Annotated in this window: 16 protein-coding genes; 1 reads left to right on the plus strand and 15 read right to left on the minus strand. The window is 68.6% G+C overall.

The window, feature by feature from the left end; translation table 11 throughout:
- Positions 1 to 32 precede the first annotated feature (32 nt).
- Positions 33 to 1157, plus strand: a complete 1125-nt coding sequence (locus AC07OA_RS15140; protein ID WP_494664638.1) for an endo-1,4-beta-xylanase — start codon at positions 33 to 35, stop codon at positions 1155 to 1157.
- Here the strand turns inward: AC07OA_RS15140 and AC07OA_RS15145 are convergent.
- The 15 genes from AC07OA_RS15145 to fliK all read right to left on the minus strand — a co-directional run.
- Complete coding sequence (locus AC07OA_RS15145) at positions 1154 to 1579, minus strand: helix-turn-helix domain-containing protein (protein WP_494664639.1); 426 nt, start codon at positions 1577 to 1579, stop codon at positions 1154 to 1156. The two genes, AC07OA_RS15140 and AC07OA_RS15145, sit on opposite strands and share 4 nt — an antisense overlap.
- 122 nt (positions 1580 to 1701) lie before the next feature.
- On the minus strand, positions 1702 to 2112 hold the full coding sequence (locus AC07OA_RS15150; RefSeq protein ID WP_494664640.1) for a DUF4282 domain-containing protein: 411 nt from the start codon (positions 2110 to 2112) through the stop codon (positions 1702 to 1704).
- Between the two features lie 139 nt (positions 2113 to 2251).
- On the minus strand, positions 2252 to 2776 hold the full coding sequence (locus AC07OA_RS15155) for a hypothetical protein (protein WP_494664641.1): 525 nt from the start codon (positions 2774 to 2776) through the stop codon (positions 2252 to 2254).
- Between the two features lie 156 nt (positions 2777 to 2932).
- On the minus strand, positions 2933 to 3331 hold the full coding sequence (locus AC07OA_RS15160) for a MerR family transcriptional regulator (protein WP_494664642.1): 399 nt from the start codon (positions 3329 to 3331) through the stop codon (positions 2933 to 2935).
- Positions 3328 to 4017: a cation efflux transmembrane domain-containing protein gene (locus AC07OA_RS15165; protein ID WP_494664643.1), complete on the minus strand. Its 690-nt coding sequence runs from the start codon at positions 4015 to 4017 to the stop codon at positions 3328 to 3330. Before AC07OA_RS15165 ends, AC07OA_RS15160 begins: the two co-directional genes overlap by 4 nt.
- Positions 4018 to 4075: 58 nt before the next feature.
- Positions 4076 to 6187, minus strand: coding sequence for a flagellar biosynthesis protein FlhA (gene flhA / locus AC07OA_RS15170; protein WP_494664644.1), 2112 nt, complete (start codon positions 6185 to 6187; stop codon positions 4076 to 4078).
- A 134-nt stretch (positions 6188 to 6321) separates the two neighbouring features.
- Positions 6322 to 7686: a sigma-54-dependent transcriptional regulator FlbD gene (flbD, locus tag AC07OA_RS15175; protein WP_494664645.1), complete on the minus strand. Its 1365-nt coding sequence runs from the start codon at positions 7684 to 7686 to the stop codon at positions 6322 to 6324.
- A 71-nt stretch (positions 7687 to 7757) separates the two neighbouring features.
- Positions 7758 to 8093: a flagellar motor switch protein FliN gene (fliN, locus tag AC07OA_RS15180; protein WP_494664646.1), complete on the minus strand. Its 336-nt coding sequence runs from the start codon at positions 8091 to 8093 to the stop codon at positions 7758 to 7760.
- A gap of 5 nt (positions 8094 to 8098) precedes the next feature.
- Complete coding sequence (locus AC07OA_RS15185) at positions 8099 to 8740, minus strand: FliH/SctL family protein (RefSeq protein ID WP_494664647.1); 642 nt, start codon at positions 8738 to 8740, stop codon at positions 8099 to 8101.
- 12 nt (positions 8741 to 8752) lie between these two features.
- Positions 8753 to 9769, minus strand: a complete 1017-nt coding sequence (fliG, locus tag AC07OA_RS15190; protein ID WP_494664648.1) for a flagellar motor switch protein FliG — start codon at positions 9767 to 9769, stop codon at positions 8753 to 8755.
- On the minus strand, positions 9769 to 11418 hold the full coding sequence (gene fliF, locus AC07OA_RS15195; protein WP_494664649.1) for a flagellar basal-body MS-ring/collar protein FliF: 1650 nt from the start codon (positions 11416 to 11418) through the stop codon (positions 9769 to 9771). Before fliF ends, fliG begins: the two co-directional genes overlap by 1 nt.
- Positions 11419 to 11664: 246 nt before the next feature.
- A complete protein-coding gene (sciP, locus tag AC07OA_RS15200) occupies positions 11665 to 11946 on the minus strand; it encodes a CtrA inhibitor SciP (protein WP_056439427.1) in 282 nt (93 codons plus the stop codon).
- Positions 11947 to 12115: 169 nt separating this feature from the next.
- The gene (flgE, locus tag AC07OA_RS15205; RefSeq protein WP_494664650.1) at positions 12116 to 13795 is read right to left on the minus strand and encodes a flagellar hook protein FlgE; all 1680 of its coding nucleotides are present in this window, start codon (positions 13793 to 13795) and stop codon (positions 12116 to 12118) included.
- A 121-nt stretch (positions 13796 to 13916) separates the two neighbouring features.
- Positions 13917 to 14597 (minus strand): flagellar hook assembly protein FlgD, encoded by a 681-nt coding sequence (locus AC07OA_RS15210; protein WP_494664651.1) that lies wholly within the window; start codon positions 14595 to 14597, stop codon positions 13917 to 13919.
- An 11-nt stretch (positions 14598 to 14608) separates the two neighbouring features.
- The coding region (gene fliK, locus AC07OA_RS15215; protein ID WP_494664652.1) for a flagellar hook-length control protein FliK at positions 14609 to 15558 on the minus strand (950 nt) is incomplete at its 5' end.

Raw genomic sequence — 15558 nt, forward strand, 5'->3', positions numbered from 1 at the left:
ATGCGAATACGCATCGTGACGGAGGGGGCGTCGTGCGGCTGTCGGACGCCCCCTCCGTCCGCTACGCGGCCACCTCCCCCGTTACGCCACGCTCCACGGGGGAGGAGATTTCCCGCCGAACCATCCTGGCCTCGGCCAGCGCCCTCGCCCTCTCCGCCTGCGGCCCCACGGGCGCCAAGGGCCAGCCCGCCAGCCTGCCGCCGCTGAAGTCGGTCGCGCCGTTCCGGATCGGGACCTGCGTCCAGGCCCTGCACCTGGACGACCCGGCCCTGGCCGCCCTGATCGCCCGCGAGGCCAACCAGCTGACCGCCGAGTGGCAGATGAAGATGGAGTACATCGTCCAGCCGGACGGCTCCTTCCGCTTCGACGCCCCCGACCGCATCGCCGCCTTCGCCCGCGCCCACGGCATGGGCCTCTTGGGCCACACCCTGGTCTGGTACGCCCAGTCCCCGCCGGCGTTCGAGCGGCTGGACGAGAGCCGGATCGGTTTCGCCGACGCCTATCGCAACTACATCCTGGCCGTGGTCGGGCGCTATCGCGGCCTGGCGGTCGGCTGGGACGTGGTCAACGAGACGGTGGCCGAGGACGGCAACGGCTGGCGCGACAGCCTGTGGTCGCGAAAGCTGGGCGCCTTCGAGCACATCGCCCTGGCCTATCGCACCGCGCGCGAGGCCGATCCCCAGGCGACCCTGCTGCTGAACGACTACAATCTCGAATACATGCCCCGGAAGCGCGCCACCTTCCTGAAGCTGGCCGAGCGGCTGCTGGCCTCTGGCGCGCCGCTGACGGGCCTGGGAACCCAGATGCACGTGGCCGCCGACATCGCGCCCGGCCAGATCACGACGATGATCCGCGAGCTGGCGGGCCTGGGCCTGCCGATCCACATCTCCGAGCTCGACGTCTCGCTGACCCGGTCCGAGAACAAGTTGCTGTCGCGCAGCGAGCTGGTGCGCCGCCAGACCGCCGTCTACGCCGAAGCGGCCGAGGCCTTCATGAGCCTCCCGGCTCGCCAGCGCTTCGCCTTCACCCTGTGGGGCCTGCGCGACAAGGACACGTGGCTGGTGGCGGAGAACGCCGCCGACGCCCCGGCCGTCTTCGACGACGCCGGCCGCCCGAAGGCCGGCGCGGCGGCGCTGGTGGAAGCGTTCAGGGGCTAGCTCGCCGCCTGGATGTCGTCGTCGGACTCGTCGTTCTCGCAGAGGATCTTGGCCAGGGCCAGGACCTGGCGGCGCTGGTGGGCGGGCAGGCGCGGCACCAGGGTGGCCAGCTCGACACCCTCTTCGGAAGCCATGAAGCGCTGGACGGCCTTGGCCCGGGGATCGGCCGAGGCGTTGGCGTCCTCCAGGGCCGACATGCCCTCGAAGAACCAGGCCACCGAGGTCTGCAGGGTCACGGCCATGCCGTAGAGCTTGGAGGCGCTGACGCGGTTGGCGCCGCGCTCGTACTTCTGCAGCTGCTGGAAGGTGATGCCCACGCTGTCGGCCAGTTGGGTCTGGCTCAGCCCCATCGCCTTGCGGCGCATGCGCACCCGCGAGCCGACGTGGATATCGACGAGATGAGGTTCTTGATCAGCGGCCAAAATGCGTCTCCGACAGGAGACGCCCGACATCCCCATGCCGCTTAGACGCCGGGGACGGGGCCGCCCCTCAAGCCTTGGCGCAAATTTTCATAAACCGCGTTATTCCGCCGCAGGCTGACGGTTCAGGATAGCGGCGTCTTGGGCGCCGGGGGCCGGGTGACGGCCGCCACGGCGTGGTCGGCGTCGCTGGCCTGGCGCAGAGCCCGCAGGTCCTCGCTGATACGGAAGATGGCGACGTAGAACTCGCAGAAGGCCCGCCACAGCAGCACCATGGCCGAGGCCACCAGCAGGCCGGCGACCAGCACCGGCAGGGCCAGCAGCAGCGATTGCAGGCCGGGCTCCTTCAGGGCCAGGCCCACGGCCGCGCCCACGACCGAGAAGCCGAACAGGGCCACCACGCCCAGGCCCGCCCAGTAGATCAGGTGAATCACCGGTCCCGTGACCAGACGATCGAACGTCAGCATGTCCCAGAACAGGCTGTTGCCGCCGCGCGCCCTTGAACCGCCTACACTGGATCTATTGGCCGGAGCCATCCGACACCCCTCATGTCAGCGGGAGCTCCGCCGGGTACTGGCCCCATCGCTAGCAGCGCGAAGCCCGCTCGGCAATGCCGAGCGGGCTCGCTGTCGCCCGAGGGCGACGTTCCGGCGCGGGCCGGTTGCCGAAGACCGGTTACTGGGTCTTGGCGCCGGCCAGGGTGGCGTCGATCTGGGCCTTGGTGGCCGTGGTGGCCAGGCCGCCGTCGGCGCCCACGCTGAAGCTGGCCTTGGGCAGGGCGAACTTCTTCTCGCCGCTGGTCACGACCACGTTGGTCGAGCCGTCGGCGCCCGCCGAGGTGCCGGCGATGGTGCCGACCACAGCGCCCGAGGGATCCTTGACCTCGGAGCCGACCTTCAGGTCCAGGGCCACGTTGGCCGAGGACGGCGTGCCCGCCGCGTCGGCGTCGGCCGCCGTCGTGGTGGTGCTGGTCGTGCTGGAGGTGGTGGTCTGGGCCGGCGCGCCCGGGGTGGCGGCGGCCGGAGCCGCGGCCGCCGGATCAGCCGGAGCCGTCGTGGTGGTCGTGGTCGAAGAGGTGGTGGCCGCGGGCGGCGTGGCCGGCGGCAGTTGGCCGGGCGTAGCCGGCGCGGTTTGGGCGAAAGCGGCGCCGGCCAGCGAAAGCGTCGCGGCGGCGGCGAACATGGCGATCTTGGTTTTCATCAATTGCGCTCCGTCGTGAAGGCCCCCGCCTTGCCAGAACGAACGCGACCTATCAGCAACGGTTCCGAAATAGTCCGTAACATCCCGTGACCATTTCGGGGCGTCGGCGGGCTTTTTCTCGACGCATTTCATGCCGCCCGCGTCGAAACCTTGGCTTTAGATCGAAGGACTCAAGGCTTCTATGATCAGACACTCGGAAACGGCTCCGCGCCGGCATTGGCCGAGCAGCGCGCTCAGCTCGCGACGCAGCGCCTCCAGGTCGGCGATCTTGCGCTCGACGTCCGCCAGGCGGGCGCGGGCCAGGTCGTCGACCACGGCGCAGGAGCGGTCCTTGTCGTCCGAAAGCGTCAGCAGCTCGCGCACCTGCTCGATCGGGAACCCCAGGTCGCGGGCGCGGCGGATGAAGGACAACCGCTTGAGGCTGGCCTCCTCATAGGCGCGGTAGTTGCCGCCCGTGCGGGCCGGCGCGGCCAGCAGGCCGATGCGCTCGTAGTAGCGGATGGTCTCGACCTTGGTCTCGGTCGCCCGGGAGAGATCGCCGATGGAAAGGGTCACGCGCGGCCGCCCGGCGAGGGCCTGTCGCGGACCACGACCTCGAAGCGCGGCGCGGCCGGCGGCGGGGCCTTGACCGACTTCAGTTCGCCCAGGGCCTGGCGGACGATCTGCCAGCCGCCCTGAACGGCCAGGCCCGCCATCACGGCCGCCACGGCTAGGTCGGGCCAGCGCGTCCGGGTGCCGAAGACACCCAGCGCCGCCAGCATCACCGCCAGATTGCCGATGGCGTCGTTGCGCGAGCAGATCCACACCGACCGCATGTTGGCGTCGCCCTTGCGGAAGCCGAACAGCATGGCGGCCACCGCGACATTGGCGACCAGAGCGGCCAGGCCGACCGCGCCCATGACCGGCGCCTCCGGCGTCTGGCCGCGCCAGACGCCCCACAGGGTCATGCCCGCGACCCAGCCGCCGAACAGCAGCATGGTGACGCCCTTCAGCAGGGCCGCCCGCGCGCGCCAGACCAGGGCCAGGCCCACCACGCCCAGGCTGATGGCGTAGTTGGCCGCGTCGCCCAGGAAGTCGAGGGAGTCGGCCTGCAGCGAGGCCGAGCCCGACAGCAGTCCGGCCAGGCCTTCGACCGCGAACATGCCGCCGTTGATGATCAGGGCCAGCCACAGCGCCAGCCGCCAACGGCCGGACGGGGGCTGGTCGGCCTTGCACAGATCGTCGCCGCAGCAGTTGGACATGGATCACCTCCAGGAGGCGACGAGATTGCACCCTGAAGCGACTACAGGGTCAAGCGCTCTAGACCATCCCCACGGTGCGCAGGCGGGCGCGGGGGTGAATCTCGTTCTGGCTCATCACCACGGTCTGGCCGCGGAAGCGCTCGATGATCGAACGGACATAGGGACGAACGCCCGGGCTGGTCAGCAGCACGGCGCTGTCGCCGGCCATGGCGGCGCGGTCGAAGGCGTCGCGCACGCCGCGGATGAAGTCCTGCAGGCGCGAGGGCGCCAGGGCCAGCTGCTTGTCCTCGCCCGGACCGACCAGGGCCTCGGCGAAGGCCTGCTCCCACTCGGCCGACAGGGTGATGATCGGCAGGCTGCCGTCGTCGCCGCGATTGGCCCAGCACAGCTGGCGGCCCAGGCGGGCGCGGACCTGTTCGGTCAACTGCACCACCGAGCCGGTGTGCGGGGCGGCCTCGCCGATGCCTTCCAGGATCTGCGGCAGGTCGCGGATCGACACGCGCTCCTTCAGCAGGGCCTGCAGCACGCGCTGGATGGTGGCGGCGCTGACCACGGCGGGGATCAGGTCGTCGACCAGCTTCTTCTGGTTCTCGGGCAGGTCCTTCAGCAGCTTCTGCACCTCGGCGTAGGAGAGCAGGTCGGCCATGTTCTCCTTGAGGATCTCGGTCAGGTGCGTGGTCAGCACGGTGGCCGGATCGACGATGGTGTAGCCGCGGAAGGTGGCTTCCTCGCGCATGGACTCTTCGACCCAGGTGGCGGGCAGGCCGAAGGCCGGCTCGCGCACGTGCTCGCCGGGCAGCTCGACCTGGCCGCCGCGCGGGTCCATGGCCATCAGGCAGCCCAGGCGGACCTCGCCGGCCCCGGCCTCCATCTCCTTGATGCGGATGGCGTAGCCCTGGTTGGCCAGGCGCATGTTGTCCAGGATCCGGACCGGCGGCATGACGAAGCCGAACTCGGTGGCCAGGGTCTTGCGCAGGGCGCGGATCTGGTCGGTCAGCTTGCGGCCGTCCAGGTCGTTGATCAGGGTCAGCAGGCCATAGCCTAGCTCGATCTTGACGTCGTCGATGGCCAGGGAGGCGCTGATCGGCTCCTCTTCCGGCTCGGCGCCGGCCGCGGCGGCCGCTTCCAAGGCGGCGGGGCTCAGCGGCTCGGGCGCCGGCGGGGCGGTGGCGCGGCGATAGGCCAGGAAGCCGGCGCCGGCCGACAGGGCCGCGAACGGGATGATCGGCATGCCCGGGATCAGCGCGATGACGCCGGCCGAGGCCGAGACCATGCCCAGGGCGACCGGGTTCATGGCCAGCTGGGTGGTCAGGGCCTTGTTGGCCGAGCCTTCGACGCCGGCCTTGGACACCACCATACCGGCGGCGATCGAGATGATCAGGGCCGGGATCTGGCTGACCAGGCCGTCGCCGATGGTCATCAGGGTGTAGGAGGCCGAGGCCTCGCCGATCGGCACCTTGTGCTGCACCACGCCGATCAGGATGCCGCCGACGATGTTGATGGCGGTGATGATCAGGCCGGCGACGGCGTCGCCCTTCACGAACTTGCTGGCGCCGTCCATGGCGCCGAAGAAGGTGGATTCCGCCTCCAGGTCCTTGCGGCGCTGCTTGGCGGTGTCCTGGTCGATCAGGCCGGTCGACAGGTCGGCGTCGATGGCCATCTGCTTGCCGGGCATGGCGTCCAGGGTGAAGCGGGCCGCGACTTCGGCGATCCGGCCCGAACCCTTGGTCACGACCATGAAGTTCACGACGACCAGGATGATGAAGACGATCACCCCGATGACGAAGTTGCCCTGCATCATCAGGTTGCCGAAGGCGGCGATGACGGCGCCGGCGCCGTGGTTGCCTTCGTGGCCGTGGCCCAGGATCAGGCGCGTCGATGCGACGTTCAGCCCCAGGCGATAGAGGGTGGCGACCAGCAGGACGGTCGGGAACGAGGTGAATTCCAGCGGCTTCTTGATCAGCACCGCGGTCATCAGGATCAGGACCGAACCGGTCAGCGAGATGGCCAGCAGCAGGTCCAGCAGCATCGGCGGGACCGGCAGGATCAGCAGGACGATGATGCCGACCACGCCGACGGCCAGGCCCATTTCGCCGCGCAGGATTCCTTCCCACAGCGCCTTGGGGCTGGGGATGGCCGTTGCGGTCTTGGGGACGGCGGCGTCAGCCATTCAAATCATCGATCCTGTTGCCGAGCTTGGATTCGCGATGGAGCGATTTGCGCGAACCCGCCAGGGTCTTAATCGAAATTAGCCATGTTCGGCGCCGGACCGATGGTCGCGGGCGCCGAACGCGGGTCTTCCGGTCAGGCGGCGGCCACGCCCCCTTGCGGCGGCGGCACGGTGACGCCGGCGTCGCCGTATTCCTTGAGCTTGTTGCGCAGGGTGCGGATCGAGATGCCCAGGATGTTGGCCGCGTGGGTGCGGTTGCCCAGGCAGTGCTCCAGGGTGTCGATGATCAGCTGCTGCTCGACCTCGGCGACGGTCGAGCCGACGAAGGTGCGCGAGACGGCGTCGGCGGCCATCTGGGCGCCGCGGGCCACCGCCACGTCCGGCGCCGGGGCCAGGGGCTGGCCGTCGGGCAGGCGGATGGCGAACTCCTCGATCTCAGAACCCGGCGACAGCAGCACCGCGCGGTGCATGGCGTTTTCCAGCTCGCGGACGTTGCCCGGCCAGCGGTGGGCGACCAGGCGGCGTTTGGCCTCGGCCGAGATCGGCTTTTCCTGAATGCCGTTGGCGGCCGAGTACTTCTTCACGAAGTGCTCGCACAGGGTGATGACGTCGGCCGGGCGCTCGCGCAGCGGCGGCAGGCGCAGGTTCACGACGTTGAGGCGATAGAGCAGGTCCTCGCGGAACGTGCCATCCTTCACGGCCTGGGCCAGGTCGCGGTTGGAGGTGGCCAGGATGCGGATGTCGACCTTGACGGGCTTCTGGCCGCCGACGCGGTCGATCTCGCGCTCCTGGATGGCGCGCAGCAGCTTGGCCTGCAGGCGGGCGTCCATCTCGCTGATTTCGTCCAGCAGCAGGGTGCCGCCGTTGGCTTCCTCGAACTTGCCCACGCGGCGGGCCACGGCGCCGGTGAAGGCGCCCTTCTCGTGGCCGAACAGCTCGCTTTCCAGCAGGTTCTCGGGGATGGCGGCGCAGTTGACGCTGATAAACGGCGCCTTGGCCCGACGCGACTTGGCGTGGACGTAGCGGGCCATCACTTCCTTACCCGAACCGCTTTCGCCGGTGATCAGGATCGAGGCTTCCGACGGCGCCACCTGGTCGGCCAGGCGGATGACGTTCTCCATCGCCGGATCGCGAACGATCATCGGACGGTTGTCGTCGGTGACGGCGGCCAGGACGGCGGCGATCAGCTCGGCGTCCGGCGGCAGCGGGATGAATTCCTTGGCCCCGGCCTTGATCGCCGCGGCGGCCCGCATCGGGTCGGCGTCGACGCCGCAGGCCACCACCGGCACCCGGATCCGCTCGGACTCGTTGGTGGCGATCAGGCTTGCGATGTCGAGCGTGTACTCGACCATCAGGAGGTCGGCGCCCTGCCCGGCCCGCAGCGCGTGGGTCGCCGCTTCCGTGGTCTCCACGTGCGAGACCTTGGCCCCGGTGTTCATCGCCATCTTCACGGCGACCGAGAGCTGTCCGTTCAGTTTTCCGACGACCAGGAGGCGCATCGTTTTCTCTCCGTTGGGGCTTTACGTGCCCCGAAATTCAAACCGTTTAAGCTTCAGGCGGCGTCCCGGGATCACCCGGCGGCGTCGCCGTCCTTGATGATTTCCGTCATGGTCACGCCCAGGCGCTCGTCGACGACGACGACCTCGCCGCGCGCCACCAGGCGGTTGTTGACGTAGATGTCGATCGCCTCGCCGACCTTGCGGTCCAGCTCCAGGATCGAGCCCGCCCCCAGCTGCAGCAGCTGGGCCACCGACATGTGGGCCCGGCCCAGCACGGCGGAGATGTTGACGGGGACGTCGAACACCGGGGCCAGGTCCGAGGCGATCTTGTCGGAAAGTTCGACCGGCATCTCGGAGGCCAGCATCGAGCCGCCGAATTCGTCGAGGGTCAGGTTGTCTTCGGTCATGGCGGTCAGCTTTCGCTAGGCAGAAGGGGTTCGGCGTGGAGGCCCTCGGCGGCGATGGCCGCCTCCAGGGCCTGGGTGACGCGGGCGGCCGCGTCGTTCGGATCGAAGGCCGCGCGCCCGTCACCCCAGTCGAGGAGGAAGGCGGCGGGCGGGATGGCGTCGGCGCGGGCCACGATCTGGCCGGGGAAGCCGATGGCGGCGGCGGTCTGCTCCAGGGCCGCCTGGGTGCGCTCGACCAGGTGGCCGGCGACGCGGACGGTCAGCTTGGGGCTGGCCTCGACCTCGCGGGCCAGGGCCACCAGGGCCGCCTGGGTCGGGGCCTCGGGGAATTGGTCGAGAGCCGCGTCGGCGATCGCCCGGCCGCAGGCCAGGGCCAGCATCGCCGAGCCCTCGCGGTGCTCGTGGGCCACGGCGGCCAGGACGCCGAAGGCGCTGTGCACGGCCTGGCCGATGTGGTTCAGGGCCATGGCGGCCTCGCGCTCGGCCTGGGCCACGGCCGACTGCTCGCCGGCGGCGTAGGCCTCGGCCTTGGCGGCCTCGACCTCTTCCAGGGTGAAGTGCTTCTTCACGCGCGGCGGCGCGCTCATGCCGCCGGCGTCGTCGAACACCGTGTCGAAGGTGAAGCGCTTGTGGGCGATGTCGGTCATTCAGCCATCTCCCTAGTAAATCAGTTCGTCTTCGGCGCCGGCGCCGGCCAGCATGATCTCGCCCTTGGCGGCCAGGTCCTTGGCGACCTGGACCATGGCGACCTGGGCCTGGTCGACGTCCTTCAGACGAACCGGACCCATGCTCTCCATGTCCTCGCGCATGATCTTCGAGGCGCGTTCGGACATGTTCGAGAAGAACATCTCGCGCAGCTTGTCCGAGGCGCCCTTCAGGGCCAGGGCCAGCTGTTCCTTGCCGGTGGCGCGCAGCAGGGTCTGGACGCCGCCCGGATCCAGCTTGGACAGGTCCTCGAACACGAACATCAGGGCCCGGATGCGCTCGGCCGCCTCGCGGTTGCGCTCTTCCAGGGCCGCGATGAAGCGGGCCTCGGTCTGGCGGTCGAAGTTGTTGAAGATCTCGGCCATCATCTCGTGGCTGTCGCGCTTGGACGTGCGCGCCAGGTTCGACATGAATTCGGTGCGCAGGGTCTGCTCGATCTTGTCGAGGATCTCGCGCTGGACCGGCTCCATCCGCAGCATGCGGGTGACGCATTCCAGGGCGAAGTCTTCCGGCAGCGAGGCCAGCACGCGGGCGGCGTGGTCGCTCTTCACCTTCGACAGCACCACCGCGACGGTCTGCGGATATTCGTTCTTCAGATAGTTGGCGAGCACCGCCTCGTTCACGTTGCCCAGCTTGTCCCACATGGTGCGACCGGCCGGACCCCGGATTTCCTCCATCAGGGCGTCGACCTTGTCCTGCGGCATGAACGACGCCAGCAGGCGCTGGGTCTGCTCGTAGGAGCCCATGATCGCGCCGGTCGAGCTCATGCCCGAGACGAACTCGACCAGCAGCTCTTCCACGACCGAGGCCGAGATCGAGCCCAGACCGGCCATGGCCTGGGAGACTTCCTTGATTTCCTCGTCGTCCAGCGCTTCCCAGATCGCGGTGTGCTCTTCGCCCAGGGCGAGCAGCACGATCGCGGCCTTCTCGGGACCCGCCAGCTTTTTGACGTCTGTGATCGAGCTGGCCATTATTCGGACTCGTGCAGCCAGCTGCGCAGGATCGCGACGGACTCGTCAGGGTGCTTCTCGACGAACTCCGAAACCCGCTTGATCGACGAAGCCTTCACCTGGCCCTCGATCTTGGCGATGTCGATGCGCTGGTCCATGTCCGAGACCGGACCGGCCAGGGCCATCGGGGCGCCCGTCTGGTCGACGATCACTTCCTGGGTCGAGCCGTCCGACAGGGTGACCATGCGGGTCACCTGCGGGGTGGCCAGGGCCATGCCCAGCGGGGTCGGGGGCGGGCTCATCAGGCTCTTGAGGAACGGACGCACCGCGAACAGCAGGATCAGCAGGGCCACGATGGCCAGCACGCCCAGCTCGGCGAAGCGCATGATGTCGTTCTTGTCCATGCCGTCCAGCAGGCCGGCCTTGCCCAGGCCCTGCTCTTCGGGCTGGACGAAGCGGACATTGACCACCGAGACCTGGTCGCCGCGCGCCTGGTCGAAGCCGACCGCGGTCTTCACCATCTGCTCCAGCTGGGCCATCTCCTCGGCGGTGCGCGGGGTGTAGGCGCCGGGCTTGCCGTCCTTGCCGGGAGGGGCCGTGAGGCCGTCGACGGCCACCGACACCGACTGCTTGAGCACCTGGCCAGGCTCGGCGACCGTGGTGGTGACCGACTTGGAGATCTCGTAGTTGGTGACGCTCTCGTTGCTGTTGGACTTCGAACCCAGCGGCTGGAAGCCGTTCGGGGCCTGACCCGGAATGTTCTGGGTCGAGGTGACGCCGCCGGTGTCGTCGTTCTTGGTCTCGCTGGCGTCGTTGGCGTTGGTGCTTTCCGAACGGATCACCTGGCCATCGGGATCGAACTTCTCTTCCTGGGTGGTGACGCGGTTCAGGTCCAGCTGGGCGGTGACCTTGACGCGGGCCTTGCCCGGGCCGAGCACGCCGTCGACCATGTCCTGCACCGTCTTGGCGATGCGGGCCTCGGCCTCGCTCTTGGCGTCCTGGGCGGCCTTGCCGGCCAGGGTCTCGTCGTTGCCGTTCGACAGGGTCTTGCCGTGCTGGTCGATGACGCTGACGGCTTCGGGCTTCATGCCGGCGACCGAACCGGCCACCAGGTTCTGGACGGCGCGGACCATGTCGGCCGACGGCTCGCGGCCGGTGCTGATGGTGACGGCGGCGGTCGGCTTCTCGGCGTCTTCCTCGAACAGCTGGCGCTTGGGCATGACCAGGTGGACGCGGGCGGCGCGCACGCCGTCCCAGCCCTGGATGGTGCGCTCCAGCTCGCCCTGCAGGGCGCGCTGGCGGTTCAGCTGCTGGACGAAGTCGGTCTGGCCCAGGGCGCTGGAGCTGTCGAAGATCTCGTAGCCGACCGACCCGGAGGTCACCAGGCCCTTGGTGAAGATCAGCTGGCGGGCGGCGTTGACCTTGTCGCGGGCGACATAGATCGTCGAGCCGTCGGCCTTGGTCTCGTACTTGATGCCGGCGGTGTCCAGCGCTTGGGTCGCGGCGGCCGATTCCTTGGGGTCGACGTTGGACAGCAGCAGCTCGTTGGGCTGCTTGCTCATCATCATCATGACGGCGGCGATCACGGCGATCGCGCCGGCGGCGACGCCGATCAGGGCGGCCAGACGACCGACACCGAACCTTTGAATCGCGCCGAGGAACTTTTCCAACCTACGCCCTGCCCTTGAAAGGCGTTCCGAACGAAACGCCGCCGATGCGCGCCGGAGCACGCCGTCGCTAGGCAGGATTTACCCAGTGCAAGGTAAACGGGTCGTTTACAAAGCCCCCCTCCAAGGGGGGTCCAAGGGCGCCAAAAGGTCGCGGCCGCGCCCCAGGGGGACGCGGCCGCTGATCTGTTCGGCAGGAACGTGGGCGGGGCGCAAACCCCGGCGTTCCTTGACTTTCAGTCCCGCGCCTTAGCGGTACTGCTGGAGCCGCGTGGTCCGAAGACCCGCCAGGCCGTGACGCTCGATCGACTGCTGCCAAGCGAGGAACTCCTCGTTGGTCAGCTTGTAACGATCGCACGCCTCGTCGAGCGAGAGGAGACCACCGCGGACGGCGGCCACCACTTCGGCCTTACGCCGGATCACCCAACGCTGGGTTTCCGGAGGCGGCAAATCCGAGAGAGTCAGCGGCGCGCCGGTCGGACCGATCACGTACTTCTCACCCCGGCTGTTCGTGCGCTGCTGCTGCAACATGGCTTTACGCCTTTCCCACAACCATCACTGTTGGAGAGGAATATAGGCGCCGGGAAATAACAGGCGCTTAATTCCAATAGTAAAGAAAGACTGAAACACGAGACTTTCTCCCTACTCCAGTGATGTATCAATTCGACACAGGGTAATTAAGATCAGTTAAGACCTGTAATTACCGCTTAATGCTCAGAAGCTCTTCTAGCATCTGGTCTGCGGTAGTGATGATCTTCGACGAAGCGGAATAGGCGCGTTGCGTCGTGATCAGGCCGGTGAATTCAGTCGACAAGTCGACCGTCGAAGCTTCCAACGTGGACGGAGCGATCGAACCGGCGCCGCCCTGACCCGGAGTCTTCAGGCTATAGGTGCCGCTTTCGTTGGTGACGCGATATGCATTTCCGTTCACCCCCTTCAATCCGTTGACGTTGGAGAAGGTGGCGATCGCAACCTGTGCGATCCGGCGGGTCACACCGTTGTCGAAGATGGCCGAAACATAGCCCTGGTCGTCGACCTCGATGTTGGTGAGGTTGCCGAAGGCCGTGCCGTTGGTGTTGACCGACTGGACCACCGACTGGCTGTTGTACTGGGTCAGGCCGCCGGCGGCGTTGGCCAGGTCGATCTGGATGTCCTGGCTGTCGATGCCCAGGCCGTCGGCCCAGCGCGGGCCGGTGCCGGTGGCGGTCGGGTCCGAGGCGGCGATGTTGATCGCCGTCGGAGTGACGCCGCCGAACAGGTTGCCGACCGAGGCCAGCTTGCCGTCGGTGGTGAAGGTCACCTTGCCCGAGCTGATCAGGCCGTTGGTGTTGTTGTCCAGGTCGCCCGGCTTGGCGCGCAGTTCGGCGAACCACTCGTTGGGGCCGGGGCCCTTCAACAGCGACAGGGTGACGGTGCGCTGGCCGCCCTTGGAGTCCGAGACCGGGATCTGGATCTCGAAGTCCGGCTTGACGCCCGTGGTCGGGTCCTCGGCGTAGTCCGACATCGAGCGGGTCGCCGGGTCGTAGGCGCCGCTGGCGACGGCGTCGGCCTTGGTGTTCATGCCCAGCTGGGTCTGGGTCAGGGTGACGGCGGGCGGGCCGGCGGCGATCTGCACGTTCGGCGCCGTGCCGGTCAGGGTCGTGCCGGTCAGGGCGCCGGTGGTCGGGTCGTAGGTGTTGACGCCGGTGGCCACCGAGACGCCGTTCTTGCGGATCTCGACCGAGTATTGGTTACCCGTGCCGGTGGGGCTGTAATAGACCGAATAGGCGCCGGTGCCGCCGGCGCTGTCGGTCAGGGTGCCCTTGTTGGACACGGCGTTGGCGGCGGCCGCGACGGCCTGTTCCGAACGCAGGTTGGCGTTGACGCCCACGCGGGTGGTCTTCTCGGCGGTGCCGCCGACGGTGCCCACGTTGATCGACGACAGCTGGGTCAGGTCCGACGGGTCGGGCGTGATCGCGCCGGTCACCGGGTCGGCCAGCCAGCCCTGCAGGTACAGGCCGGCGTCGTTCTTCAGATAGCCCAGGTTGTCCAGCTGGAACGAACCGGCGCGGGTGAACGAGCGGGTGTCGGTGGCGGTCAGGCCTTCCGGCTTCTCGGTGCCGACGAAGAAGCCCGAACCGGCGATCGACAGGTCCAGGTTCGAGGTCGTGGCCTGGGTCAGGCCCTGCTGGCTGATGAACTGGTGGGTCTGGGCCTTCACGCCGCCGGCGCTGTAGGTGGCGTTCTTGCTCTGCGAGGTGACCAGGGTCGAGAAGTTGGCGCTCGAGCGCTTGTAGCCGACGGTGTTGACGTTGGCGATGTTGTCCGAAATCGCGGCCAGGGCCGACGAGTTGGAGATCAGGCCGGAAACCCCGGCGAGCATGGCGCTGTTGATGCTCATGACTGTGATCCTGCGATGAAGTTCAAAAACGAATGGGTTTGAGGGTTCAGCGCGGTTTGCGTTTGGCCTCGGTGAGGAGACCCGAAGGCGTCGTTCTGACGCCCGTTCATTTCGTGAGGGCCTAGGCCGCGGCCTTGACCTCGGTGACGCCGATGACGGAGTCGATCGGCACCTTCGTGTCGCCGATCCACACCATGTTCTGGCCGCTCTCGTTGGTGACCTTGGTCACCACGCCTTCGATGCGGCCCATCGAGCTGGTGGTGATGTTCGAGCCGTTTCCGTCGGTCGCCGTCACCTTGATGGTGTAGGCGCCGCCGGCGGGTTGCTGGGTGCCGTCGTCGCTCTTGCCGTCCCAGGTGAAGGTGTGGTCGCCGCTCGACATGTCGTCCGGCAGCACCGTGCGGATCGTCTTGCCGTACTGGTCGACGATCTCGACCTTGACCGAGGTGGCCGAGCGGCTCTGGGTGTAGGTCCAGGCGGCGGTGTTGTCCTTGAGCACCGACTTGTCGGTCTCGGCGGTCACCTGCTTGCCCATCAGGTTGACGGCGTCGCTGATGCCGCCGCTGGTGTTCATGCCCACCAGGGCCGTCAGCAGGTCGTTGGTGACCAGCTGCTGCTCCACGCCCGTCATCTGGGTGATCTGGCTGGTCATCTGGGTCGTGTCGGTGGGCGACAGCGGATCCTGGTTCTTCAGCTGGGTGGTCAGCAGCTGCAGGAACGTCTGCTCGTTGTTGGCGAGCGAGTTCCGCGAGTTGTTGATCTTGTCGGTGATGCTGGTGCCCGAGGTGGCGGCGACGGCCATGGCGGTCTCTCCTAGATCTTCAGGTCGACGCCGCTGCGCTCGGCGACACGCAGGCCGGGCAGCAGGGCGGACGGGGAAACGATGGGCAGGTCGTCGACCAGGCTGGTCGACTGGAAGGCGCGGCCCTGGAAGGCCTGGCGGCCGCTCTCGCCGCCGCTCTGGAAGTTGAAGAAGGCGTTCTGGCTCTGGCCGCCGTTCTGCTGGCTGGAGCTGTCGAAGCTCAGCGCGTTGTCGGCGACGTCGAAGCCGGCCGCGGCCAGGGCCTGGCGCAGCTCGCCCGACTTGCCGCGCATGTCGGCGGCGGCCTGGGCGTTGTCGAAGTTCAGGGCGGCGGTCAGCTTGCCGTCCTTGGCGATCTCGATGCGCACGTCGACGCGGCCCAGGCCTTCCGGCTGCAGCACCACGTCGAAGCGGCTGGTCTTGCCGACCACCGCCTTGCTGGCGATCTCGGTGGTCAGGTGACTGACCGTCTCGGGACCGGCCTTGGGCAGCTGGGCGGCGACCACGGGGGCGGGCGCGGCCGTCGTGCCCTGGGCGACGAAGGACGGAGCGGTCGTGGCCGAGCTGTCGGCGACGGCGGGGGCCGGGGCGGCCTCGGCCAGGCCCGCGCCCTTCGAGGAGGCGGACTGGTCGCCGGTCTGGGCGTCGCCCTGGCCGGTGGCTGCGGCGTGGGCGGCTTCCACGATCTGCTCGGGAACGCCTTCGGCCTCGGCCACGGCGGCCGCGACGGCGGCGTTGGCGACGGGCGCCTTGACCGGCTCGGCGGCCTTGACGGTCTTGGCGACCACCGAGGCGACTTCCGGCGCGGCGGCCTGGGCGGTCGCGGCGGCCGGAGCCTCGGCGGGCGCGGGCTCGGCGGCGTCGGCGACCTGATCGGCGGCCAGGGCGGCGGCCAGTTCGGGACCGCGTGCGGGCGCGGCGGCGATCAGGGCGCGCAGTTCGGAGAGCTCGGCGTCGGCGC

Source organism: Caulobacter sp. GW821-FHT09B08 (genome assembly GCF_059418225.1).